The 23,914-nt window shown below is 30.5% G+C and carries 21 protein-coding genes; 12 read left to right on the top strand and 9 right to left on the bottom strand.

Annotated elements, in window-relative coordinates:
• The gene (locus tag CLV91_RS10050) at positions 1-309 is read right to left on the bottom strand and encodes a YegP family protein (RefSeq protein ID WP_170146735.1); all 309 of its coding nucleotides are present in this window, start codon (positions 307-309) and stop codon (positions 1-3) included.
• Between the two features lie 229 nt (positions 310-538).
• On the opposite strand from CLV91_RS10050, the gene CLV91_RS10045 reads away from it, so the two are divergent.
• Positions 539-1,639: an OmpA family protein gene (locus tag CLV91_RS10045; RefSeq protein ID WP_121067286.1), complete on the top strand. Its 1,101-nt coding sequence runs from the start codon at positions 539-541 to the stop codon at positions 1,637-1,639.
• Between the two features lie 69 nt (positions 1,640-1,708).
• On the opposite strand, the gene CLV91_RS10040 is transcribed toward CLV91_RS10045, so the two are convergent.
• Positions 1,709-2,161 carry a thioredoxin family protein gene (locus CLV91_RS10040; RefSeq protein WP_121067283.1) on the bottom strand — a complete coding sequence of 151 codons (453 nt, stop codon included), beginning with the start codon at positions 2,159-2,161 and terminating at the stop codon, positions 1,709-1,711.
• A 40-nt stretch (positions 2,162-2,201) separates the two neighbouring features.
• Positions 2,202-2,528 carry a YbaB/EbfC family nucleoid-associated protein gene (locus tag CLV91_RS10035; RefSeq protein WP_121067280.1) on the bottom strand — a complete coding sequence of 109 codons (327 nt, stop codon included), beginning with the start codon at positions 2,526-2,528 and terminating at the stop codon, positions 2,202-2,204.
• 139 nt (positions 2,529-2,667) lie between these two features.
• On the opposite strand from CLV91_RS10035, the gene CLV91_RS10030 reads away from it, so the two are divergent.
• The 3 genes from CLV91_RS10030 to CLV91_RS10020 all read left to right on the top strand — a co-directional run bounded on the left by CLV91_RS10030 (position 2,668) and on the right by CLV91_RS10020 (position 7,225).
• Positions 2,668-4,740: a S9 family peptidase gene (locus tag CLV91_RS10030; RefSeq protein ID WP_121067277.1), complete on the top strand. Its 2,073-nt coding sequence runs from the start codon at positions 2,668-2,670 to the stop codon at positions 4,738-4,740.
• A 66-nt stretch (positions 4,741-4,806) separates the two neighbouring features.
• Positions 4,807-5,847, top strand: coding sequence for a PLP-dependent cysteine synthase family protein (locus CLV91_RS10025; RefSeq protein ID WP_121067274.1), 1,041 nt, complete (start codon positions 4,807-4,809; stop codon positions 5,845-5,847).
• A gap of 118 nt (positions 5,848-5,965) precedes the next feature.
• The gene (locus CLV91_RS10020) at positions 5,966-7,225 is read left to right on the top strand and encodes an aminotransferase class I/II-fold pyridoxal phosphate-dependent enzyme (protein WP_121067271.1); all 1,260 of its coding nucleotides are present in this window, start codon (positions 5,966-5,968) and stop codon (positions 7,223-7,225) included.
• Positions 7,226-7,287: 62 nt separating this feature from the next.
• Here CLV91_RS10020 and CLV91_RS10015 read toward each other — a convergent pair whose 3' ends face one another.
• The 3 genes from CLV91_RS10015 to CLV91_RS10005 form a co-directional block, all read right to left on the bottom strand.
• On the bottom strand, positions 7,288-8,406 hold the full coding sequence (locus tag CLV91_RS10015; protein WP_121067268.1) for a GTP cyclohydrolase: 1,119 nt from the start codon (positions 8,404-8,406) through the stop codon (positions 7,288-7,290).
• Between the two features lie 78 nt (positions 8,407-8,484).
• Positions 8,485-9,096 (bottom strand): DEAD/DEAH box helicase, encoded by a 612-nt coding sequence (locus CLV91_RS10010; protein ID WP_121067265.1) that lies wholly within the window; start codon positions 9,094-9,096, stop codon positions 8,485-8,487.
• A 129-nt stretch (positions 9,097-9,225) separates the two neighbouring features.
• Positions 9,226-10,326, bottom strand: coding sequence for a transporter (locus tag CLV91_RS10005; protein ID WP_121067881.1), 1,101 nt, complete (start codon positions 10,324-10,326; stop codon positions 9,226-9,228).
• Between the two features lie 88 nt (positions 10,327-10,414).
• Between CLV91_RS10005 and CLV91_RS10000 the strand changes: the two genes are divergently transcribed.
• The 5 genes from CLV91_RS10000 (at position 10,415) to CLV91_RS09980 (ending at position 16,913) form a co-directional block, all read left to right on the top strand.
• Entirely contained in the window at positions 10,415-10,678 is a 264-nt protein-coding gene (locus CLV91_RS10000; protein WP_121067262.1) for a DUF4834 family protein, read from the top strand.
• Between the two features lie 34 nt (positions 10,679-10,712).
• Entirely contained in the window at positions 10,713-13,148 is a 2,436-nt protein-coding gene (locus CLV91_RS09995; protein WP_121067259.1) for a YfhO family protein, read from the top strand.
• Positions 13,148-14,419, top strand: coding sequence for a glycosyltransferase family 4 protein (locus CLV91_RS09990; protein WP_121067256.1), 1,272 nt, complete (start codon positions 13,148-13,150; stop codon positions 14,417-14,419). Before CLV91_RS09995 ends, CLV91_RS09990 begins: the two co-directional genes overlap by 1 nt.
• Complete coding sequence (locus tag CLV91_RS09985) at positions 14,419-15,882, top strand: lipopolysaccharide biosynthesis protein (RefSeq protein ID WP_121067253.1); 1,464 nt, start codon at positions 14,419-14,421, stop codon at positions 15,880-15,882. The genes CLV91_RS09990 and CLV91_RS09985 overlap by 1 nt, the downstream gene beginning before the upstream one ends.
• An 80-nt stretch (positions 15,883-15,962) precedes the next feature.
• A complete protein-coding gene (locus tag CLV91_RS09980; protein WP_121067250.1) occupies positions 15,963-16,913 on the top strand; it encodes a sugar phosphate isomerase/epimerase family protein in 951 nt (316 codons plus the stop codon).
• A 61-nt stretch (positions 16,914-16,974) separates the two neighbouring features.
• Here CLV91_RS09980 and CLV91_RS09975 read toward each other — a convergent pair whose 3' ends face one another.
• Together CLV91_RS09975 and uvrA are read right to left on the bottom strand one after the other, a co-directional pair.
• On the bottom strand, positions 16,975-18,111 hold the full coding sequence (locus CLV91_RS09975) for a hypothetical protein (protein WP_121067247.1): 1,137 nt from the start codon (positions 18,109-18,111) through the stop codon (positions 16,975-16,977).
• Positions 18,112-18,244: 133 nt separating this feature from the next.
• On the bottom strand, positions 18,245-21,025 hold the full coding sequence (uvrA, locus tag CLV91_RS09970) for an excinuclease ABC subunit UvrA (protein ID WP_121067244.1): 2,781 nt from the start codon (positions 21,023-21,025) through the stop codon (positions 18,245-18,247).
• Between the two features lie 248 nt (positions 21,026-21,273).
• Between uvrA and CLV91_RS09965 the strand changes: the two genes are divergently transcribed.
• The 3 genes from CLV91_RS09965 to CLV91_RS09960 all read left to right on the top strand — a co-directional run bounded on the left by CLV91_RS09965 (position 21,274) and on the right by CLV91_RS09960 (position 23,007).
• Positions 21,274-21,855: an RNA polymerase sigma factor gene (locus CLV91_RS09965; protein ID WP_121067242.1), complete on the top strand. Its 582-nt coding sequence runs from the start codon at positions 21,274-21,276 to the stop codon at positions 21,853-21,855.
• A 75-nt stretch (positions 21,856-21,930) separates the two neighbouring features.
• Complete coding sequence (locus CLV91_RS16865) at positions 21,931-22,074, top strand: hypothetical protein (RefSeq protein WP_170146734.1); 144 nt, start codon at positions 21,931-21,933, stop codon at positions 22,072-22,074.
• A gap of 351 nt (positions 22,075-22,425) precedes the next feature.
• Positions 22,426-23,007: a sigma-70 family RNA polymerase sigma factor gene (locus tag CLV91_RS09960; protein WP_121067239.1), complete on the top strand. Its 582-nt coding sequence runs from the start codon at positions 22,426-22,428 to the stop codon at positions 23,005-23,007.
• Positions 23,008-23,234: 227 nt separating this feature from the next.
• On the opposite strand, the gene CLV91_RS09955 is transcribed toward CLV91_RS09960, so the two are convergent.
• Positions 23,235-23,900, bottom strand: a complete 666-nt coding sequence (locus CLV91_RS09955) for an endonuclease III domain-containing protein (RefSeq protein WP_121067236.1) — start codon at positions 23,898-23,900, stop codon at positions 23,235-23,237.
• Positions 23,901-23,914 lie beyond the last annotated feature (14 nt).

The following is a 23,914-nucleotide window of genomic DNA, read 5'->3' as shown; positions in this document are numbered from 1 at the left end:
TTAAGAGATAGAAAAAATACTTTCTTTAGTATTAGTAATGCCATTTTCTAACCCGGCTTCAGAATCATATAGTTTACTTGAGCCTATAAGTTGTCCTTTTCTGTTTTTAAGGTTAAAAAGAAACTTACCATCAAAATTAGTTTTTCTTTCAAAAATGAGTTCTTTCTCATTGGTAGATTTTAAGTTATTAACGGTCTTTGCTGCTTCTACCTTATGATTAAAGGTAATGCTGTTAAGTAGTATGCTGCCACTTTTTGCTTTTAAGTTAAAAGTGTATTTATTATTAGCATCTTTTTTTATAGTAATCACCATTGTTAAATTTAGTCAATTAAAGTTATATAATTTTTCTTCACTTTCAAAAAGACATTATTAGGATTAAAAGTTAATTTTTTCTAAACAAAAAATGTATTTCATCGATGATTTTTGTGATTTTGTCTATTAAAATACTATTTTAGCCTTTAGTTGTCGGTATTTTTTCTTCTAAAAGTTAAATTAGCGGCAACTATATATTTTAACATTAATAAACACTATTACCATTATGAAAAAAATTTTATTTCTTTTTGCAGTTATGACTGCATCTGTGTCTATGGCACAAGATTTACCTGCAAATCCAGAACCTGGAAAGTGCTACGTTCGTTGTACAACTCCAGATGTTTATGTAAATGAGACTGTTACTTTAACAGTTAAACCGGCTTATAAGGTTTTAAAAACTGTTCCTGCAACTTTTAAAACAGTTACAGAAAGAGTAGAAGTTAAAGCTGCTGGAAAAAAATTAACAGTAGTTCCAGAAAAATGGGGAACAGAAACTGTTTCTTATGTTTCTAAAGAAGGAGGTAATACTTTAAGAATTACACCTGCTACTTTTAGACCATCTTCTGAAACTATTGAAATTAAGCCAGCATATGCGCAATGGGAATTAGGAGCTTCTGCACCTGATTGTGCTTCTGGTAATCCAGATGATTGTAGATACTGGTGTTACAAAGGATATCCTGCTGAATTTACAACTATAGATACGCAAGTTTTAGGAGCAGATGCTTCTGTGTCTAAAACACCTATTGGTTCTAAAAATGCAAGTTATACTAAAAGAGTTCTTATTTCTCCTGCTAAAGTAGTAGAAGAAGTTATTCCTGCAGAATACAAGACTATTACTAAAACAGTTTTAGATAAAGATGCATTTACATCTGAAGAAACTGTTCCTGCTGTTACAAAAACTGTTTCTAAAGAGGTTTTAAAACAAAAAGGTGGTTTAACTACTTGGAAAGAAGTGGAGTGTTCTTTAGTTGAATATCAAGCTTTACCAATAAGCTGGAACTTAGGTAGTGCAACTTTAACTTCAGCAGCAAAAAGTATTATTGATAATCGTTTAATGCCAGTTTTAGCTCAAAACCCAGGTGTTAAGGTAGAGTTAGCTTCTCATACAGATGTAAGAGGTACAGCGTCATCTAACAAAGACCTTTCAGAAAGAAGAGCTAAAGCGGTTGCAGATTACTTAATTTCTAAAGGAATTAATTCTAGTTTATTAGTAGCTAACGGTTACGGTGAAACTAAAACTAAGAACAGATGTAAAGAGGGTGTTTCTTGTACAGAAAGAGAGCACGCTGTAAACAGAAGAACTGAATTTAGATTGATTAACAACTAAATTTTAGTAACCAACCAAAAAAAAAGAGCCTCCGAAAGGAAGGCTCTTTTTTTATTTTATATCGTTTTGTTAGAGGTTGTTTTTTAATAAATCTAAATGGTATTTTACTTCTCCATTCATAGCATAACCAGAATACTCATCTAAAACATCTCCTTTAGAATCAATAATTTTAAGTAAAGGAAAAACGCCTTTTTTATTAAGCTTAGGTAATAAACTTTTGTTGTGGCTATATTGTTCTTTAGATAATAAATCCTGATTTCTTGGCATATCTATATACAATAATATATAATTGTCTGCTAAGGTTTTAAATTCCGAAGTTTCAAACAAATCACTTTTTAGCATTTTACACGGTGGGCACCAATCGCTGCCTGTAAAATATATCAATACATTTTTATCTTCTTTTTTAGATTTTTTTATAGCCTTATCATAATTAGTTAGCCATTTTGTATCTGAAGTAGCCTCTATGGTAGACTGGGCACTTAGTATAACAGGAAATAATAATAAAAATAAAAAACGCTTCATATTCTATCTTTTTAAAGTTTAATACAAAAAACTTGCCATTTTATTTAAATAACGAATCCATTCCCGGAATATTGGGCATACCATCTTTGGCAACAGCAGCAAGTTCCGTTTCATTTACTTGGGTTGCTTTAGCAATTGCACTATTAATAGTAAGTATAAGATAGTCTTCTAGTTGCTCTTTATCTTTCAATAGACTATCGTCTATAGTAACCTCTTTAAGGACTCTGTTAGCAGTAATAGTAACATTTAATAAGTTATCTGATGAACTTTCTTGTAGGGTTACAGTATCTAATCTTTTTTTTGTGGCTTCTACTTTAGCTTGGGTTTCTTTTAATTTACCCATCATTCCCATCATATCTCCAAACATGTAATTTGTTTTTATTGTTAATAACTTCAAAATTACTAAAATGATTGGATTTATAATTTTATTTAAGAAATGTATAAGAAATTAGATTTTTAAATAGTATTACTTTTGCATCTTTCTTTTTAAAATGAAATAGATACGCATGACTAAAGTTAATATTCCAGTAGTAAAAAAAATACCTAAAGAATTGGTTAAACATAATGATGTTAGGGTAGATAATTACTATTGGTTAAATGATAAGGAGAATAAAGAAGTTATAAATTATTTAAACGATGAAAATTCTTATTATGACTCTTTAACTGCACATACAAAAGATTTTCAAGAAGAACTCTTTTTAGAAATGAAGGGCAGAATAAAAGAAGACGATTCTTCTGTGCCATACAAGAAAAACGGCTACTGGTATGTAACTAGATTTGAAAAAGGAAAAGAGTACCCTATATTTTCTCGTCATAAAGAGACATTAAAGGCTCCAGAAGAAATAATGTTCAATGGCAATGAAATGGCTAAAGGACATGAATATTTTAAAATTGGAGGAATATCTATAAGTCCAGATAATACTTTGGCTGTTTTTGGAGTAGATACTGTTTCTAGAAGGCAATATACATTACAAATTAAAAACCTTGTAACAGGGGAAGTTTATACAGATAAAATAGAAGACACAACTGGAGGAGCAGTTTGGGCAAATGACAATAAAACTTTTTTTTATACTAAGAAGGACAGTGTTACATTACGCTCCGATAAGGTGTATAAACATACTTTTAATACAGAGGAAAAAGAAGATATTTTAGTTTTTCATGAAAAGGACGACACTTTTGGCGCTGGTGTTTACAAGACTAAATCTAAAAAATATATTGTAATAATCTCGTATAGTACTTTAACCACCGAGATGCGAATCTTAAATGCAGATACTCCAGAAGGAGATTTTGTAGTTTTTTCACCAAGAGTTAGAGGTTTAGAATATTCAATTTCTCATTATGAGGATTGTTTTTATATTTTAACCAATAAAGACCAGGCAACCAATTTTAAACTTATGAAAGTTAAAGAAGGAGAAACTTCTCATGAGTATTGGCAAGAATTTATACCGCATAGAAAAGAAGTGCTTTTAGAAGATGTGGATATTTTTAAAGATTATTATGTTTTATCTGAAAGGGAAAATGGATTAAATGCGATAAAAATTATTAGATGGGATAATACAAATAGTTATTATTTACCTTTTAATGATGAAACCTATACTTCTTATATAGGCACAAACCCAGATTATGATACTTCTATTTTAAGATATGGGTATAATTCTATGACAACACCAAGTTCAGTTATAGATTTTAATATGGATACCAAGGAAGAATTTGTACAAAAGGAACAAGAAGTTCTAGGAGGTAAATTTTCTAAAGAGAATTACAGTTCTAAAAGAATTTGGGCTACAGCAAGAGACGGGGTAAAAGTGCCTATGTCTATAGTATATCATAAAGACACCAATATAAATGAAGAAACTCCTGTTTTACAATATGCTTATGGTTCTTATGGGTCTACTATAGATCCTTATTTTTCTAGTATACGTTTAAGTTTATTGGATCGTGGATTTATATTCGCAATTGCGCATATAAGAGGTGGGGAATATTTAGGAAGACAATGGTATGAAGATGGAAAGCTTCTTAAAAAGAAAAATACTTTTACAGATTTTATAGATTGTTCTAAATACTTAATAGAAAATAAATATACAAGTAAGAATCATTTATATGCAATGGGAGGTTCTGCAGGAGGTTTATTAATGGGGGTGGTCATGAATATGGCTCCAGAATTATATAATGGTATAATTGCATCCGTACCATTTGTAGATGTGGTTACAACCATGTTAGACGATTCTATACCTTTAACAACTGGGGAATATGATGAATGGGGAAACCCAAATGATAAACAGTATTACGATTATATGAAAGACTATTCTCCTTATGATAATATTGCAAAGCAAGAATATCCTAATATTTTAGTTACAACAGGGTTGCATGACTCGCAAGTGCAGTATTTTGAGCCCGCAAAGTGGGTAGCAAAGCTTAGAGAGTTAAAAACAGATTCTAATATTTTAATTTTTCAAATTAATATGGATGCTGGTCATGGTGGAGCTTCAGGAAGGTTTGAAGCGCTAAAAGAAGTAGCCCAAGAATATGCATTTATGTTAGATTTAGAAGGGAAAACACCAAAAAGTCAAAAAAAATAGTAATTTTGTACCTGAATTTTTGTCAAAAAGATACTTTGATTAGTTCATGAACTTAGAAACCATTTTATGGAAAATAAGATAAATGCTTATAATAATATCCTAGAGTTAGTAGGAAATACCCCCCTTGTTAAGCTTAATAAAGTAGCTAAAGACTTTACAGGTAATTTTTACGCTAAAGTGGAGGCTTTTAATCCAGGACATTCTTCTAAAGACCGTATAGCTAATCATATAATTGAAGAAGCAGAACGTAAAGGTATATTAAAAAAAGGAAGTACAATAGTAGAAACAACCTCTGGTAATACAGGATTTAGTATTGCTATGGTTAGTATCATAAAAGGATACAAATGCATATTGGCAGTTAGTTCTAAATCTTCTCCAGATAAGATAGATATGCTAAGAGCAATGGGAGCAATAGTTTATGTTTGTCCTGCTCATGTTAGCGCAGACGACCCACGTTCTTATTATGAAGTTGCAAAAAAGATACATAAAGAAACAAAGGATTCTGTATATATTAATCAATATTTTAATCAACTAAACGCAGATGCACATTATAAATCTACTGGTCCAGAAATTTGGGATCAAACAAATGGAAATATTACCCATTTAGTAGTTTGTAGTGGAACTGGAGGTACAATTTCTGGAACTGGAAAATATATAAAAGAGCAAAACCCTAATGTAAAAGTTATTGGAGTAGATGCTTATGGTTCTGTTTTAAAAAGTTATCATGAAACAGGAAAGATAGATCAAGAAGAAATTTACCCCTATAGGATAGAAGGGTTAGGAAAAAACTTAATTCCTACTGCTACAGATTTTTCGGTAATAGACAAGTTTATTAAAGTTACTGATGAAGAAAGTGCACATATGGCTAGAACTATAGCTAAAACAGACGGTTTATTTGTTGGCTATACTAGTGGAGCTGTAATGCAAGCTGTAAAACAGTTAAGTGAAGAAGGAGAATTTACAAAAGATAGTAATGTTGTTGTAATTTTTCCTGATCATGGATCGCGTTATATGAGTAAGGTATATAGCGACCAGTGGATGGAAGCACAAGGCTTTTTAAACAAGCAGGCTGAAGAACAACCACAAGAAATACAATTTATTAAATAACAAGAAATTTTAAATTATATAAAAGCAGCAACTTTTAGGTTGCTGTTTTTTGTTTTCTAATATTTTATGAAACCTTAGTAAAAATCTTTATTTTTGCAGGTAGAACCAACTTAGTGCGATGAGAGACTTATTTGAGAGAATTATTGAGAATAAAGGGCCTTTAGGAAAATGGGCTTCACAGGCGGAAGGATATTTTGTTTTTCCAAAATTAGATGGTCCAATATCTAATAGGATGAAATTCCAAGGAAAAGATGTAATTACTTGGAGTATAAATGATTATTTAGGACTTGCAAATCTTCCTGAAATAAAAAAGGTAGATGGAGAAGCAGCTCTAGAACATGGTGCAGCTTACCCTATGGGGGCAAGAATGATGAGTGGACATACAGAGTTTCATGAACAGTTAGAGAACGAACTAGCAGCTTTTTCTCAAAAAGAAGCTTCCTATCTTTTAAATTTTGGATACCAAGGTTTTATGTCTGTAATAGACGCTTTGGTTACTAAAGATGATATTATCGTTTATGATGTAGATTGCCATGCATGTATTATAGATGGTGTGCGTTTACACATGGGTAAGCGTTTTACTTTTGTACATAATGACCCAGAGAGCTTAGAAAAAAACTTAGAGAGAGCAACAAAAATGGCAGAACAAACTGGAGGAGGAATTCTAGTTATTTCGGAAGGTGTTTTTGGAATGCGCGGTGAGCAAGGAATATTAAAAGAAATTGTAGCTTTAAAGGAAAAATTTAATTTTAGATTATTAGTAGATGATGCTCATGGTTTTGGAACCTTAGGAAAAACAGGAGCAGGAGCAGGAGAAGAGCAAGGAGTACAAGATCAAATAGATGTGTACTTAGCAACTTTTGCTAAATCTATGGCTAGTATAGGAGCTTTTGTAGCTGCAGACCAGGAAATTATAAATTACTTGAAATATAATTTGCGTTCGCAAATGTTTGCTAAATCATTACCAATGGTTTATGTAAAAGGAGCATTAAAACGTTTAGATATGTTGCGTACACAGCCAGAACTTAAAGCCAAACTTTGGGAAAATGTTAATGCATTACAGTCTGGTTTAAAAGAAAAAGGTTTTGATATTGGAACTACTACAAGTTGTGTAACTCCGGTATATTTAAACGGTAGTATACCAGAAGCTATGGCTTTGGTGAAAGACTTAAGAGAAAATCATGGAATTTTCTGTTCTATAGTTGTTTATCCGGTAATTCCTAAAGGATTAATATTATTACGTTTAATTCCTACTGCTACGCATACACTGCAAGATGTAGAAGAGACTTTAGTAGCTTTTTCTGCTATTAGAGAGCGTTTAGAGAATGGAACGTATAAAAGACTTTCTGCGGCTGTTTCTGCAGCTATGGGAGAATAATTTTTATAAAGAATTAATTATAAGCAAAAAAACCAAACTTGATAAGAGTTTGGTTTTTTGTTTTATAAGTTCTTTTTGTAGGTTCTTCTTCGTTTGTAAATTTCTGGTTTAAAATGTTTCCATATTTGTTTTATGGCAACATTGTCCTCCAATTCTGGGGTTCGTATACAATTAACAATTCCTTTTTCACTAAAAGTCTTGTGGTATTGATTAAACATAACTGCAGTAACACCTTTGTTTTGATATTCGGGTAGTACACCAATTAAATAAAAAATTACATCTTTACTATGTTTTTTGGCTTTTAATAAGTGATAAAAGCCAAAAGGAAATAATTTACCTTTTGCTTTTTGTAGCGCTTCAGAAAAAGAAGGCATAACAATACCAAAAGCTATTAGTTTATCCTCTTTATCTAAAATAAATTTGATATACTCTGGATTTATAAAACTTATATATTTCTTTTTAAAATATGCTTTTTGAATTTCTGTAATAGGAACAAAGGAAGATAACTGTGAATAGGTTTCGTTAAATAAATCAAACATTTTGTCTGCCATAGGCATAACCTCTTCTGTTTTAGTAAAACTTAAAGGTTTAACACCATATCTAGTTTGTACTAGCGAATCCACTTTTGTAAAAAACTTTGGGTCTGCATTAGAAAAAGGAAAACGATTTTCCATGTATTCTTTTTCTTTTACAAATCCTAACCGTTCATAATGCTCTTGGTAGTAGGCATGGTTATACCAAGTTATCATGGTTCCCATTTCAGAAAACCCTTCAATTAAAACACCAACTTTATCTAAATTAGAAAATCCTACAGGGCCTTCCATATATTCTAACTTATGTTCTTGACCTATTTCTTTTACTTTATTTAAAAGAATTTCAGAGACTTCCGTATCATCCACAAAATCGAACCAGCCAAAACGCATTTTTTTTATTCGCTGCTGTTTTATCTCAATCCAGTTTACAATGGCAGCTATACGACCTACTATTGTAGTACCTCTATAAGCAAGAAAAAAACGAGCTTCTGCATCTTTAAAAGCTGGGTTTTTATCTTTGTTAAAACTATCTAGTTCGTCATTAATTATAGGAGGAACCCATTGTTTGCAATCTTTGTAAATGCTAAAAGGAAATTTTACAAATTTCTTTAAATCTCCTTTAGTTGTAGCTTCTTTTAAGATTATCATGACATTTTGTTAATATAGCATAAAAGGTAAAAGTACAAATAACCAATAGTAATAACAGATTTATTATACTAAGTTTTTTTAGATTTTTATGACTGTAGAATTAGTCATAAAATAATCTTTTAAACGATCTAACTTTGGATTTAATTTTTCTGCTAGTATTACATACTGGCATTTTTTTATACTTTCTGATGTTGTTGTTAAAGAAGTAATTTCTTTACGCTGTATTAAGAAATCAGCATCATCAACAAAAAATATTTTTAATTGTGATATACTAACACCATTAGTTAAAAATAATTTCTGAAGGTTTTTTGGTGTGCTAATGAGTATGTCAATCCCCATATAGATTTCAGATTTTTGAATATCTATATGTAGTTCTTCATACCCCATATACACTCTAAGGTCTGTATATTTTGTAAATTCTAAAAATTTAGAATGTAACTCTTGCGCTTCTTTTTTATTTTCTACTATACTAATTGCTCTTGGTGCATCTCCTTCTGCCTTACACAGTAGTTTTTGTATGGTGTTAATAATCATAGCCGTAGTTTTACCACTTTCTTTGGGGGCTATGCCAAATATATTTGCGCCACTTTTTATTTTAGGAATTGCATTTTTTTGAAAAGTTGTTGCAGATTCTATTTCTAATCTTTCTAAAGCCTCTTTTAGAGAGGGATGGAGTTTTTTAAATGGCATTTACTTTGAGTTTAAAATAATTACCTATCTGTATAAAATGATAGAAGAACAAAGATAGTTGAAAAGTGCAACTAGCAGTGTTCTTCTTATTAAATGAATTTAAAAAAAGATTGGGTTTGTTCTTCTAAATTAAAACTCAATTACCCCATCCTCTTTTTCTTTTTTCTTGTTTTTAGCTTTTTTGTTTTCTTCTTTTTTCAATTTTTTTAATTGCTTTTTAGAAGGACCTAAGTCAATATCCTCTGCTCCTGAACCTTTGTTTTTTTCTTTTTTCTTCTTTTTCATGGAGTTCTTTTTAATAGGACCTCCATTTTGCCCTGCTTTTTGCTCATCTATAGAAACCTCAGGGTCTTTGTGAAAATCAAATCTATAAGAAGCTCCTAAAGAAATAAAAACTCTAGAAGGTGTGTTTTTAAAACTTGCGCCTAAATTAATATCAGCTTGTAGTCTTTCGCTAAGTAAGTGTGCTACACCTCCTCTAAGAAGGTTATCTGCATAACGGTCACTTTTAATCCCTTGGTTTTCTATAAAAACACTCCATTTAGGGTTTCTAAAGGCATGAGATAAAGATACTAAATAACTCATTTCAGGAAAATCTGTACTTATGCGATCGTATGCAAAATTAGTAATTAAGACAAATCTGGGAGTTAATCTACTTTGTGTTGCAACCATAGCTCTGTAAGATAAGTTAGGGTCTCCCACGTAAAAAGGGTTATCTCCAAATAAATAGTTTACACCAGCGTATACAGAAATGGCAGGTACTAAATTATCTAAGACAAATTTATTATTAGCTTTCCAGCTATATAAATTTGGGTTTGCTCTTTTTGGATTTATAAATGGGTCAAAAACTAAAAATTTTAAACCAATACGATTTCTAGAAAAGTTAGTATAGGAATCTTCTGTACCGTTATTCGCAAATGTAATATCTTGATTTTGAAATATGCCTTCCCAATTTATTTCCAATCTTTCAAAAAGAAGACCATATCGTAATGAAAATTCTGTGGCCCAAATATTAGATTGGGTGTTTAGTAGGTTATGGTCTTGTTGTTCATAGAGCAAACCAGCTTCTAACTGAACAACATTTTTCCCAACAGCAAATGCACTTACAGACTGCCCTGGTCTATTAGAGTTTATTACATTTGTATATTGCGAAAAACCTATAATAGGAATTGCAAAAAAAAGTGTAAAGAAAATATTTTTTAGCTTTTTTTGTTCAAAAGAACTTGCCATGGTCATGGTTTTAGTATTATTTTAAGACTTTTGCTCAGTAAGTACAACGCTAGAATTGTATTTTTGATATAAATTTTCACAAATAAAAATGGCATTTTTAAAGACAATTTTAATTATTCTTTTATTCTATTATTTATTTAAAATAGTAGCAAAATGGTTTGCGCCTAATATTTTAAGGTATGCTGCAAAAAAAACCGAAGCTCATTTTAAAGAAAAAATGAATGATTTTTCGCAGCAAAACAATGTTAAAGAAGACCCTATAGGTGATGTTATAATTAATAAAAAGACAACTCAAAAGAGGAGTAACGGTAAAAAAGTTGGAGAATATATAGATTTTGAAGAGGTAGAGTAACTATCTTTACAGTACTAACGACTATCTTATTTTAATGAAATTAGGTTTTAAAGCACTTTTTGTACATTTTTTTGTTCTTGTTTTTTTTGTAATAGCAGCTTTGCTATATTTTAACCCTGTTTTACAAGGGAAGGTTATACAACAATCAGACATTGTACAGTATACAGGTATGGCAAAGGAGCAGAATAACTTTAGAAAAGTTACTGGCGATGAACCGTACTGGACTAATAGCGCTTTTGGAGGTATGCCAACATTTCAATTAGGAGCGTATTATCCACATAATTATGTAAAAAAATTAGATAGTTTAATTCGTTTTTTACCCCGCCCTGCAGATTACTTATTTGTTTATTTTTTAGGGTTTTATATTCTTTTATGTTGCCTTAAGGTTGATTATAGGTTAGCTGCTTTAGGTGCATTAGCTTTTGGTTTTTCTACCTATTTAATTATAATTCTTGGAGTAGGGCATAATGCTAAAGCACATGCTATAGGCTATTTACCTATGTTGTTAGGCGGTATTGTTTTAGTTTTTAGGAAAAAATATATTGGAGGTTTTATACTTACTGCAATTGCAATGGCATTAGAAGTAGGCGCAAACCATTACCAAATGACGTACTATTGTATGCTCCTAATATTAATTATGGGAGCTGTTTATTTAGTAAACGCTATTCTTAAAAAGAAGTTTAAACACTTTGTAATTTCAATAGGAATATTACTATTAGCCGTAGCATTTGGTATTGCTACAAATGCCACAGGTTTAATGGCTACAAAGGAATATGCAGATTGGAGTACCAGAGGAAAGTCAGAACTTACAATTAACCCTGATAGTTCTCCTAAAGAGAATAAAGGCGGACTTAGTAAAGAGTATATTACACAATATAGTTACGGAATTGTAGAGTCTTTAAACATTTTTGTTCCTAGATTATTTGGAGGTTCTAATGGAGAAAATTTAGGTGAAAGCTCTAAAACATTTAATTTTTTAACCGATCAAGGAATAACAAGAACACAAGCAATCTCTTTTTCTAGTAGGTTGCCTTTATACTGGGGAGACCAGCCTGGTGTAGCTGCGCCAGCTTATATTGGAGTAGTTATCTTTTTCTTATTTATACTAGGATTATTTTTAGTACAGCGCAAAGCTAAGTGGTGGTTACTTGGTGGTACAATTATGTCTTTAATTTTATCTTGGGGAAAGAATTTTAGCCTATTGACTGATTTTATGATAGACTATTTTCCGTTGTACGATAAATTTAGAGCAGTGTCATCTATACAGGTAATATTGGAACTTTGTACTCCAGTTTTGGCTATTTTAGCAATAAACGAATTATTTAAAAATAAGGTTGCATCAGCAAAAAAAATAAATGCTTTAAAAATTTCAGCAATTACGGTAGTTTCTATTTTAATTGGTTTATTACTTTTTAAAGGAATGTTTAATTTCTCTGGTAGTGATGATGCTTTTATAAAACAAAATTACGGAGATGAATTAATGGCGTTGATTAAGCTGGATAGGGAAGCTGTGTATACGAATGATACGTTACGTTCTCTTTTATTTGTTGCTCTAGCATCAGTAGCTTTATGGTTGTATATTAAAGGTAAGGTAAAAGAAAATCTTCTTGTTTTAGGGTTAGGAGTTTTAATTCTGGTAGATTTAGTAGGTGTAGATAAGCGCTATGTAAATAAAGATGATTTTGTTAGTAAAAGACAAATGAATGAACCTTTTAGACAAACTGCTGTAGATAAACAAATTGCAAAAGATAAAGGTAATTATAGAGTATATGACCCTCAGGAGGGATTAAATGGTGCTCGTACTTCGTATTTTCATAAATCTATAGGAGGGTATCATGCTGCTAAACCTGCTGGTATTCAAGATTTGTTCGATTTTCATATTTATAAAGGTAAAGTAGGCGTGTTAAATATGCTTAATGTTAAGTATGTTGTACAGCAAGATGAAGAGGGTAGAAGTTACCCAGCAGTTAATCCAGAAGCTAATGGTAATGCATGGTTTATTAAAAAGCTAGTGCCTGTTACTACAGCAAATGAAGAAATACAGGGGTTAGGTACTTTAGATAATAAAAACGAAGCTATTTTTAATACTTCAAATTTTCCAAATATAAATAGATTCGCTTTTCAAACAGATTCTACAACAACAATTCAACTTACAGATTATAAACTAAATTATTTAACCTATATTTCTAAAAATGAAAATGCAGGTGTAGCTGTATTTTCCGAAATGTATTATGGTAATGGTTGGAATGCTTATATAGATGGTGTATTAACAGACCATTTTAAAGTGAATTATGTTTTACGAGCATTAAAAATACCAGAAGGGGAACATAAAATAGAATTTAAATTTGAACCTAAAGTTGTAAAAGACGGTAGTACAATAGCCCTAGCAAGTTCCTCATTATTAGGATTTTTAATAGTACTAGGAATAGGTTTTACTTTTTGGCGTTCTAGAAAAAAGGAAAAAGTGTAATGAAAAAAGTGCTGATAATAGCATATTATTGGCCGCCTGCTGGTGGGCCAGGAGTGCAGCGTTGGCTAAAATTCATTACATACCTAAGAGATTTTAATATAGAGCCTGTTCTTTATATTCCAGAAAACCCGCATTACCCAATACAAGATACTAGCCTTTTAAAAGAAATTCCCGAAGGAATTTTTATTTATAAAAAACCAATTTTTGAACCTTATAAATTGGCAGGTATCTTTTCATCAAAAAAAACAAATAGAATTAGTTCTGGATTAATTCAAACAAAAAAGCAATCCTTTTTAGAAAAAGCCTTTCTATGGGTTAGAGGTAATTTGTTTATTCCAGATGCTCGCAAATTTTGGGTAGAACCTTCTATTTCTTTTTTAGAAGATGTTATTAAAAAGGAAAAAATAGAAACAATTATTACTACAGGACCACCACATAGTGTACATTTAATTGGTTTAGGTTTAAAGAAAAAATTAAATATTACATGGATTTCAGATTTTAGAGATCCCTGGACAACCATAGGCTATCATAAAAAACTAAAGTTAACAGAAGCATCCAAAAGAAAACACAAGCTATTAGAAAGCAAAGTTTTAAATAGTGCAGACAAAATTATAGTAACTAGTGCTACAACTAAAAATGTGTTTAAAGCAATAACAAAGCAGCCTATAGAAGTAATAACAAATGGTTACGATATTCAAATAGCTAACGATGTAGCTTTGGATTCTAAATTTACAATAGCCCATATAGGTTCGTTATTAACAGGACGAGACCCTAATGTTTTGTGGCAAGCTTTATCTGAGTTACTTATTGAGAATGCTGATTTTAAAAAACTTTTTAGCTTGCAATTGGTAGGTGTTGTTAGTGATGATGTTCTAGAGAATATAAAAAAATATAGTATTCATAATAATACTGAAATTGTTGGTTATTTGTCTCATAACAATGCTATTTCGTTTCAAAGAAAATCTCAGGTATTACTTTTAATTGAGATAAATTCAGAAGAAACCAAAGGAATAATACCTGGGAAAGTTTTTGAATATTTAGCAGCTAAAAGACCTATTCTTGGGGTAGGGCCTAAAGACTGGGAAGTTGGACAATTAATAAAAGAGACCAACGCAGGAGAAGCTTTTACCTATGATAGTAAGGAGAAATTAAAAGAGATTATTCTAAAATGGTTTAACTTGTATCTTGTTAATAAATTAAAAAGTACTTCTAATAGTATAGAAAAGTATAGTCGTAAAGCATTAACAGAACAATTAGCTAAGCATCTTTAATGGGAATAGTATTAAAACAGTCATTAAAAAACACATTAGTAACCTATTTAGGTTTTGCTATTGGGGCTATAAATACATTGTTTTTATATACTAGTTTTATGAAAGAGGAGTATTACGGTCTTATTCAAGTAATATTATCTATTTCTGCTGTTTTAATGCCACTTATGGCTTTTGGAGTACCAAATACTTTAGTGAAGTTTTATAGTGGTTTTAAAGAAGGTAAAAGCAAAGAGTCTTTTTTAACTTTAATGTTATTTCTTCCTTTTTTGTTTATAATACCTATAGCACTTATTAGTTTTTTCGCTACAGATATAATAGGAAATATACTTTCTGCTAAAAACCCAATAGTAAAAGAATATGTTTGTTATATTTTCTTAACAGGAATGGCAATGGCTTATTTTGAGATTTTTTTTGCTTGGGCAAAAATTCAAATGAAATCTGTCTTTGGAAATTTTATGAAAGAGATTTTTTGTAGAGTAGGGCAAACCATTCTATTACTATTGCTATGGAAAAAAATAATAACAATAGATGTATTTATAAAAGCTTTAGTTGGGTTTTATATTCTTAGAACCGTTGTTATGAAGGTCTATGCTTATAAATTACGCATGCCTAAATTAATGTTTAGCTTACCAAAAAACACAAAAGAGATTATTAAGTATAGCACTTTAATTATTTTGGGAGGGTCTACGGCAATTGTATTATTAGAGGTAGATAAAGTGATGTTAAATAATTTTCTAGAAATAGAGAACGTTGCCTATTATGCTGTTTCAGGTTTTATAGCCACAACTATAGCAGTGCCATCTAGAGCAATGCATCAAATTACATATCCAATAACGGCAACATATATTAACACAAAAAATTATATTTCTTTAAAAGAGTTGTATCAAAAAAGTTCGCTTACTCTTTTTATTATTTCAGGCTTATTATTTTTATTAATTATAATAAATATTAAAGATTTATATTCTTTTTTGCCAGAAGCATATAGTAATGGTTTTCTTATTGTTTTTTGGATAGGTTTAGCAAAAGTTTACGATGCTCTTTTGGGGAATAACAATTCTATTTTGTTTAATTCAGATTATTATCGTTCTGTTTTATTTTTAGGGGTTCTATTAGCTGTTTTAGCTGTAGGGTTCAATTTTTGGTTAATCCCAGAATTTGGAATAAAAGGAGCTGCAATAGCTAGTTTTTCTGCTTTTTTTGTTTATAATTCTTTAAAATTACTTTATGTAAAAGCTAAATTTAAAATACAACCTTTTACTAAAGAGACTTTGAAAATTTTAGGATTATTAATAAGTATAGGGTTTGTATTATACTATATACCATTAAATCTCTCTCCAATTTTAGCGATACTAATTAAAAGTAGTTTGGCATTTATTTTATATACAGGAATGTTATATAGATTTAATATTTCTAGAGATGTAAATATTTTAATTGATTCTATTATTAATAGAATATTTAAGTAACTTGTTTGTAACAAAACAAGTAATATAAACTCTTTTGTTGTAAACTATACTTGTATTAAAAAAACAAAAAATTTCTGAAAATGAAAACTAGAAGAGAATTTACTAAGCTCGCTGCATTAGGAGTTTTAGGAGCAATACCTTTTAATGGTTTAGCTAACCCTTTATTTAACTCTGTAGTAGATCTGAATACAGGTTTAGACATTTCTATATTTTCTAAACATCTTCAGTTTTTAGATTATGAGACTACAGGGGCAATGGCTGCAGAAATGGGATTTTCTGGTGTAGATTTAACAGTGCGGCCAAAAGGTCATGTATTGCCTTCTAATGTAGAAAAAGACCTTCCAAAAGCTATTGCAGCAATAAAAAAAGGAGGCTCTTCATGTAAAATGATTACAACGACTATAGAAAATGCCTCTAAACAATTAGATATTGAAGTTATAAAAACAGCAGCCAAAGAAGGGGTAATGTTTTACAGGTCCAATTGGTTTGCTTATAAGAAAGAAATTTCTATGGAAGATTCTTTAGCTTTTTATACAGAAGAAATCCAAAAATTAGGAGAATTAAATAAAAAATTTGGAATTATTGGTTGTTATCAAAACCATGCAGGTTTAAAAATTGGAGGTTCGTTCTGGGAAGTAAAAAAAATTTTAGAAACAGTAGATTCTAATTATTTTGGTGTACAGTATGACATTAGACATGCAACTGTAGAAGGAGGTGGGTCTTGGAAAAATGGGTTAGCATTGTTACAATCTTATATAAAAACTATAGTCCTTAAAGATTTTAAATGGGCACAAATAAAAGGTAAATGGAAGCTTGTTAATGTGCCAATAGGAGAAGGTATGGTAGATTTTGATGCTTATTTTAAATTGTTAAAAAAGTATAGTTTAAAACCACCGGTTTCTTTACATTTAGAATATGATTTAGGAGGTGCAGAGAAGGGCAAGCATAGTATAACAGTAGATAAGAAAGTTGTTTATGATGCTATGAAAAAAGATTTAAAAACAATTAACACTTTGTGGAAAAATGCATAAAAAAGAAACCCCGTAGCATATAAATTTGCTACGGGGTTTACAACCAACCTAAAAACTTTCTTTATTTTCTTCTGCTACTTCTAGTAGTTACAGATTTAGAATTGCTTCTAGAACTTCTAGAAGGAACTTTTGTTACTCTTTTAGAACTACTACTTCTTGAAACTGTATTTCTACTTCTAGTAGGTGTTCTGCTAATCGTTCTTTTATTATTAGAACTTCTTGTAGATACACCAGTACTTCTAGAGTTTCTTTGTGTATTATTGTTTCTTTTTGCAACGGTTCTATTTGTTGTTCTAGATACAGGTTTTCTATAGTTCTTAGTAGTACGTGTTACCGTAGTACTTCTAGGTGTTCTTGTTACTTGTCTTTTTGTTACCGTATTTCTTCCAGAATTGCTTCTATATGTTTTTGTATTACCTCTTTGAGCTGTACTTCTTTTTATAGAAGTATTATTTTTTCTATTTGCTCTATGAGTAATGTTTCTATTTGTACTTCTACTTCTAGAAGTGTTAGAACGTACAGCAACTCTTTTGTCATTTCTATAAACTTTAGATCTAGTATTACGCATTTTATTGTACCTGTGTTCACGTCCAATTTTAGCGTACACTCTTCTTGTATTATGTCTATATGGTCTATGATATGTATAACGAGTAGGAGTGTAATACCTTCTATATGGTCTGTTAAATACTAAACATAAATTAATAGATGGTCTTAAAAATAACCTGTGAAAAGGTCTAAAAACATAGGTTCTATTATACCTGTTAATATAACCAGTATGGTAGTTAAAAATTCCTCTTTGGTTATAGTATACATGCATACCACCAACTCTAAATACTCGTCCGTTTCTATATGCAATATCTATATTTCCTATGTTAGATACACGTCCGTAATAATCATAAAATACAGGAACATTTTCTACTTGTATTACAGCACCATAATCATCATATTGTGCGTAAGGGCTATAATCATAACCAGAGTTAAATGTTACATTTCTATTTGTTCTTCCTAAACGGTTATCTATATAAAAATCGAATTCACCATCTGGGAATACAGAAAACGTAATGCCATTTTCTACAAAAATAAATGAGTTGTTGTATTGATAAGCATTGCGTGTTGCAACCTTATCATCAGTTGTACTAGCGTAGCTACTTAATGTGCCTAAAACAATCGCTGTAAAAAGGAGTACTAATTTTCTCATGATATAAGGTTTTAAATTCTGAATGCAACTATTTACATTCTCTTAGTACATACCAAACAGCGTGCCAAAAAAATAGTATTATGTTTAAGTTACTTATAATCAGTAATTTAAAATATAATTTATCAATATTTAATTATACTAATTTCTCTTTTAAATAAGGTGCGGTAATAGATTTTTTGTTTTTTACTAGCACTTCAGGAGTGCCTTGCGCAATTAATTGGCCACCATTATCACCACCTTCTAACCCTAGGTCTATAATATAATCTGCACATTTAATTAGTTCTATATTATGCTCAATTACTACAATAGAATGTCCTTTTTCTATTAAAGCTGTAAAAGATTTTAGTAGTTTTTTAATATCGTGGAAATGTAAACCAGTGGTTGGTTCATCAAAAATAAATAAGGCTTTGTCTTTTGTTTTTCCTTTTACTAAGAAAGATGCGAGTTTAATACGCTGTGCCTCGCCACCAGAAAGGGTAGAAGAGGATTGGCCTAAAGTTACATAGCCTAAGCCTACATCTTGTAAAGGTTGTAGTTTGTTTACTATTTTATTTTGCTCGTGAATTTTAAAGAATGCAATAGCATCATCTATTGTCATAGTTAAGACATCATCTATACTAGCATTTTCAAATTTTACCTCTAATACTTCTTTTTTAAAACGCTTGCCGTTACAAACATCACATTCTAAATGTACATCGGCCATAAACTGCATTTCTACAGTAATTTCACCATCACCTTTACATTTTTCACATCGACCACCATCTACGTTGAAAGAAAAGTGTTTGGCTAGATACCCTCTAATTTTGCTTAATTTTTGTCCGGCAAATAAACTACGAATATCATCATAAGCTTTTATGTAGGTAACAGGATTAGATCTAGAAGATCTACCAATTGGGTTTTGGTCTACAAACTCTACATGTTTAATATCCTTATACTTTCCTTCTACAGATGTAAACTGTCCTGCCTTTTCTCCATAACCCCCAACTTCTTTTAATAATAAAGGGTACAGTAGTTTTTTTACTAATGTACTTTTTCCGCTACCAGAGACACCAGTAACTACGGTAAGTACATTTAGAGGAAAGAGGACATCTATATTTTTAAGATTATTTTCTCTAGCTCCTTTAATTTCTATATAATTAGAGAATGGCCTCCTTTTTTTTGGAACTTCAATTTTCATAGTACCATTAAGGTAACTGGCAGTTAAAGAATCGGTTTTTAAAACTTCTTTTAGCGTTCCATTAGCAACAACTTTTCCGCCATGAGTTCCTGCTTTTGGGCCTATATCTATAACCTGGTCTGCAGCTTTCATAATATCTTCATCATGCTCTACAACAATAACGGTATTGCCCAGGTCTCTTAAAGATTGTAATACTGTAATTAAGTTTTCGGTATCTTTTGGGTGTAGGCCTATACTTGGTTCATCTAATATATACATGGAACCAACTAAGCTACTTCCTAAAGATGTAGCTAAATTTATACGCTGACTTTCCCCACCAGAGAGGGTGTTAGATTTTCTGTTTAAAGTTAAATAATTAAGTCCTACATTGCTTAGGAAACCTAATCTAGAATTTATTTCTTGTAAAAGTCTAGTAGCAACTTTTGTATCGTGTTCATTTAGTTTTAAAGTGGAGAAAAAAGCAATTAACTTTTCTATAGATAAATTAACAAGTTGGTTAATAGATGTATCGCTAACCTTTACATAATTGGTTTCTTCTCTTAACCTACGCCCTTTACAAACCGGGCATTTTGTTTTTCCTCTATATCGAGAAAGCATTACTCTGTTTTGTATTTTATAACTCTTTTCTTCTAACATAGAGAAAAAACCATGGAGTCCAGTAAAATAAGAGTTGCCATCCCAAACCAGTTGCTTTTGTTCATCAGATAGTTGAAACCAAGGTTTGTGAATCGGAAAATCAAACTTATAGGCAGCATTCACCAAATCATCTCTGTAGGCGCTCATGCTTTCTCCTCGCCAAGCAAATATGGCATTTTCATATACAGAGAGAGCGGTATTGGGAATAACTAAATCCTCATCTATACCTATAATATCTCCATAACCTTCACATTTAGGACAGGCTCCATATGGATTGTTAAAACTAAAAAGATGTACATTGGGTTCTAGAAAATGTATTCCGTCTAATTCAAACCTATTACTAAAAAAGCTTTGTTTTTGTGTGTCTAATTCTTCTATAATACAACTGCCTTTGCCTTCAAAAAAAGTAGTATCTATTGCATTTGCTAGGCGATTATAAAAATCTTCATCATCTTTAGTAATAATACGATCTATTACTAAATAAAACTCTTTTCCAATATTTTCTGGAGCTTGGTCTATTCGTAAAACTTTATCCTTATACTTAATTCTTGCATATCCTTGTTTAGAAAATAGCTCTAAAGATTTAATAGCATCTCTGTCTTCTGCGATAGTTATAGGAGCTAATAAAAGTAACTTGGTATTCTCTGGGTAACTCTTAACATGGGTAACCACATCTGTAACCGTATGTTTTTTTACTTGTTTACCAGAAATTGGGGAATAAGTTTTACCAATACGCGCAAATAAGAGTTTTAAATAATCATATATTTCTGTAGTTGTTCCCACAGTGGATCTTGGGTTTGTAGAATTTACTTTTTGTTCAATTGCAATAGCTGGAGCTATGCCTTTTATATAATCTACTTTTGGTTTATTAAGTTTTCCTAAAAACTGTCTTGCATAAGAGGATAAGCTTTCTACATAACGCCTTTGACCTTCAGCATAAAGTGTATCAAAAGCTAAACTAGATTTTCCTGAACCTGATAATCCAGTAATAACTACCAATTTATTTCGTGGAATTACAACATCTATATTTTTTAAATTGTGCAGTTTAGCACCTTTAATTATGATGTTTTCTTTTGGATTAACTTCTAGAATTGTAGACATGATATTATTTAGAAAAACAAAGATACAATATGCCTTTAATTTATACGCAAAGTAATTAAACTCGGGGGCTAAAAGTTATATATTATATAAAGTCATTTGTTTTTAACATTTAATTTTTAGTATATTTGACAAACACTAAATGTTAATACGCCTATAGAAACAAGATTACTTTTTAAAGTTAGAATAGTACCCACAAGACCTTTTCACATGAAAAGGCCCCCAATTTTGACACTAAAAAGTAAAACTCTATGGAACTACAAATTAACGATTCTCTACTAGTAAAGCAATTTATAGATGGCGATGAAAGAGCATTAGAAGCTCTTATAAACAAACATAACAAACGTATTAACGGTTTTATTTATTCCAAGGTCGGTGACCGTGAAGTAACCGAAGATATTTTTCAAGATACTTTTATGAAAGTTATAAGAACCCTTAAAAGAGGGGCTTATAATGAAGAAGGTAAATTTTTACCTTGGGTAATGCGTATTGCGCATAACTTAATTATAGACCATTTTAGAAAAACGAATAGAATGCCAAAGTTTGATGGCTCGGATAGTTTTAGTATTTTTTCTATGATTGGAGATGATAAGTTAAATATTGAAAAACAACTTATTAAGGATCAAATAAATTCTGAACTTTCTCAATTAATTAAGGAATTGCCTAAAGATCAACAAGAAGTTTTAGAAATGCGTATATATAAGGATATGAGTTTTAAAGAAATATCTGATAATACAGGTGTAAGTATTAATACAGCTTTAGGAAGAATGCGCTATGCATTAATTAACCTTAGAAAGATAATTGAGGAGCATAATATAGTTTTAACGAATTAATAGGTAAAAGGTCGACTAGTTTTATTACATTGTGCAATGATGGCGTTCTACTATTGAAACAAAATCAAAAGTACTATGGAAAAAATTTACACTAAAGCACAAAAAGAATGTGAACTTATAAAGGCGCAACCAGAAACGATTCAGTTTTTATTAAACTATTCAAAGTCTTTAAAAGTTACAGAAGCTAAAGGAATAAAATTTGAGAGTAACCTAAACTAGTTGCCACTACAATATATATTAAAAGCCATTAAGAAATATTCTTAATGGCTTTTTTGTTTTTACTACTCTCTTTATTATTAAAGAGTGCTATTTATATAGTATAACGTTGTGCTACATTGTTAATAGTAAATCTTCTTTAGCAACTATACATATGTTAAAATATTGTGTAAAAAATAGAAAACAGCACTTTCACATCAAAAAGTAGGGGTTTTACAACATACTTTTTATGAAGGCCTATGTTTTATATAGTTTTAGACTGTAATTAAGAAATCCTATTGATTTTTTATTAAACAAATAAAATAACCATTAACTAAGAAAAGCCCCCTGATCTTAAAAATTAAAAAAAATCATATGTCAGTACAAATTGAAGATTCAGAATTAGTAAGAGATTATATTAGCGGTGATGAAAAAGCACTAGAAATACTAATCAACAGACACAACCAACGTATTACTAGTTTTATCTATTCCAAAGTATTAGATAGAGATATTACGGAAGATATTTTTCAAGACACATTTATTAAAGTTATTAAGACTTTAAAAAAAGGTAGATATAGTGAAGAGGGTAAATTTTTACCATGGGTTATGCGTATTTCTCATAACTTAATTATAGATCACTTTAGAAAGAACAAAAGAATGCCAATGTTTGAGGGGAGCGATGATTTTAATATTTTTTCTGTTATTGGTGATGATAAATTAAATGCGGAAAAGCAATTAATTAAAGATCAAGTAAATTCTGATTTAAGAATATTAGTAGAAGAATTACCAGATGATCAGAAAGAAGTTTTGTTAATGCGTATTTATAAGGATATGAGCTTTAAAGAAATTTCTGAAAACACTGGAGTAAGCATAAACACTGCTTTAGGAAGAATGCGCTATGCATTAATTAATCTTAGAAAAATCATAGAAAAGAATAATATAGTACTTACAAGTTAAAATTACTTTAGAGTAGTGAAGCAATATTTCTAATTTAGTGCCGTTATCTCTGTATAACAATATTAGAAATATGGAAAAAATTTACTTTGAGTACCAAAAAAAATTCAGTCCGGTAAAGGCAAGTACAGAAACTATAGAATTTCTAATAAGTTATTCTAGAGCACTTTACACTGTGAAACATGAAGATCTAAAATTTGATATTCTGTTAAACTAAAAATATAAGCCCGTTATTTACGGGCTTTTTTACTTTTATAATAGTCGTTTAAGATTGTTTTTCTTCCAATAGTTTTTGTAATTATATCATTTTCTAAATTCCACCCCCTAGCTGGGCTATAATCACGGCCATACCAAATTATTTGCAAATGCAAATCATTCCATAATTCTTTCGGAAATAACCTTTTTGCATCTTTTTCTGTCTGCACTACATTTTTACCATTAGTTAATCCCCATCTATATAATAGTCTATGTATATGTGTATCTACAGGAAAAGCGGGAATACCAAAAGCTTGAGAAACAACAACACCTGCAGTTTTATGACCAACTGCGGGAAAAGTTTCTAATATTTCCATTTCTTTAGGAACAATACCATTGTGATTCTCTACTAACATTTTAGAAAGCCCATGAATCCCTTTAGCTTTCATAGGAGAAAGACCAATTGGTTTTATAATTTCCCTAATCTCATCTACCGTTAATTTTATCATATCATAAGGATTGTCCGCTTTTGCAAAAAGTAACGGAGTAATTTTGTTAACCCTAACATCTGTACTTTGGGCAGACATAAGTACTGCAATTAGTAGGGTGTAAGGGTCTTTGTGATCTAAGGGTACAGGAATAGTAGGGTATAATTCTTTAAGCGTAGTAATTACAAACGGAACCTTTTCCTTTATTGTCATATTTGGTTTATTTT

Origin of the sequence: Maribacter vaceletii (assembly GCF_003634105.1) — a bacterium.
GTDB classification, from domain to species: Bacteria; Bacteroidota; Bacteroidia; order Flavobacteriales; family Flavobacteriaceae; genus Maribacter_B; species Maribacter_B vaceletii.
The sequence above is the reverse complement of the archived record's forward strand: the minus strand, read 5'-3'. Positions and strand labels throughout refer to the sequence as shown.

Excerpts from the sequence above, each read along its gene's own strand:
- CLV91_RS10045 (WP_121067286.1), top strand. The coding sequence starts at position 539 with ATGAAAAAAATTTTATTTCTTTTTGCAGTTATGACTGCATCTGTGTCT.
- CLV91_RS10040 (WP_121067283.1), bottom strand. The coding sequence starts at position 2,161 with ATGAAGCGTTTTTTATTTTTATTATTATTTCCTGTTATACTAAGTGCC.
- CLV91_RS10035 (WP_121067280.1), bottom strand. The coding sequence starts at position 2,528 with ATGTTTGGAGATATGATGGGAATGATGGGTAAATTAAAAGAAACCCAA.
- CLV91_RS10030 (WP_121067277.1), top strand. The coding sequence starts at position 2,668 with ATGACTAAAGTTAATATTCCAGTAGTAAAAAAAATACCTAAAGAATTG.
- CLV91_RS10025 (WP_121067274.1), top strand. The coding sequence starts at position 4,807 with ATGGAAAATAAGATAAATGCTTATAATAATATCCTAGAGTTAGTAGGA.
- CLV91_RS10020 (WP_121067271.1), top strand. The coding sequence starts at position 5,966 with ATGAGAGACTTATTTGAGAGAATTATTGAGAATAAAGGGCCTTTAGGA.
- CLV91_RS10015 (WP_121067268.1), bottom strand. The coding sequence starts at position 8,406 with ATGATAATCTTAAAAGAAGCTACAACTAAAGGAGATTTAAAGAAATTT.
- CLV91_RS10010 (WP_121067265.1), bottom strand. The coding sequence starts at position 9,096 with ATGCCATTTAAAAAACTCCATCCCTCTCTAAAAGAGGCTTTAGAAAGA.
- CLV91_RS10005 (WP_121067881.1), bottom strand. The coding sequence starts at position 10,326 with ATGGCAAGTTCTTTTGAACAAAAAAAGCTAAAAAATATTTTCTTTACA.
- CLV91_RS10000 (WP_121067262.1), top strand. The coding sequence starts at position 10,415 with ATGGCATTTTTAAAGACAATTTTAATTATTCTTTTATTCTATTATTTA.
- CLV91_RS09995 (WP_121067259.1), top strand. The coding sequence starts at position 10,713 with ATGAAATTAGGTTTTAAAGCACTTTTTGTACATTTTTTTGTTCTTGTT.
- CLV91_RS09990 (WP_121067256.1), top strand. The coding sequence starts at position 13,148 with ATGAAAAAAGTGCTGATAATAGCATATTATTGGCCGCCTGCTGGTGGG.
- CLV91_RS09985 (WP_121067253.1), top strand. The coding sequence starts at position 14,419 with ATGGGAATAGTATTAAAACAGTCATTAAAAAACACATTAGTAACCTAT.
- CLV91_RS09980 (WP_121067250.1), top strand. The coding sequence starts at position 15,963 with ATGAAAACTAGAAGAGAATTTACTAAGCTCGCTGCATTAGGAGTTTTA.
- CLV91_RS09975 (WP_121067247.1), bottom strand. The coding sequence starts at position 18,111 with ATGAGAAAATTAGTACTCCTTTTTACAGCGATTGTTTTAGGCACATTA.
- uvrA (WP_121067244.1), bottom strand. The coding sequence starts at position 21,025 with ATGTCTACAATTCTAGAAGTTAATCCAAAAGAAAACATCATAATTAAA.
- CLV91_RS09965 (WP_121067242.1), top strand. The coding sequence starts at position 21,274 with ATGGAACTACAAATTAACGATTCTCTACTAGTAAAGCAATTTATAGAT.
- CLV91_RS16865 (WP_170146734.1), top strand. The coding sequence starts at position 21,931 with ATGGAAAAAATTTACACTAAAGCACAAAAAGAATGTGAACTTATAAAG.
- CLV91_RS09960 (WP_121067239.1), top strand. The coding sequence starts at position 22,426 with ATGTCAGTACAAATTGAAGATTCAGAATTAGTAAGAGATTATATTAGC.
- CLV91_RS09955 (WP_121067236.1), bottom strand. The coding sequence starts at position 23,900 with ATGACAATAAAGGAAAAGGTTCCGTTTGTAATTACTACGCTTAAAGAA.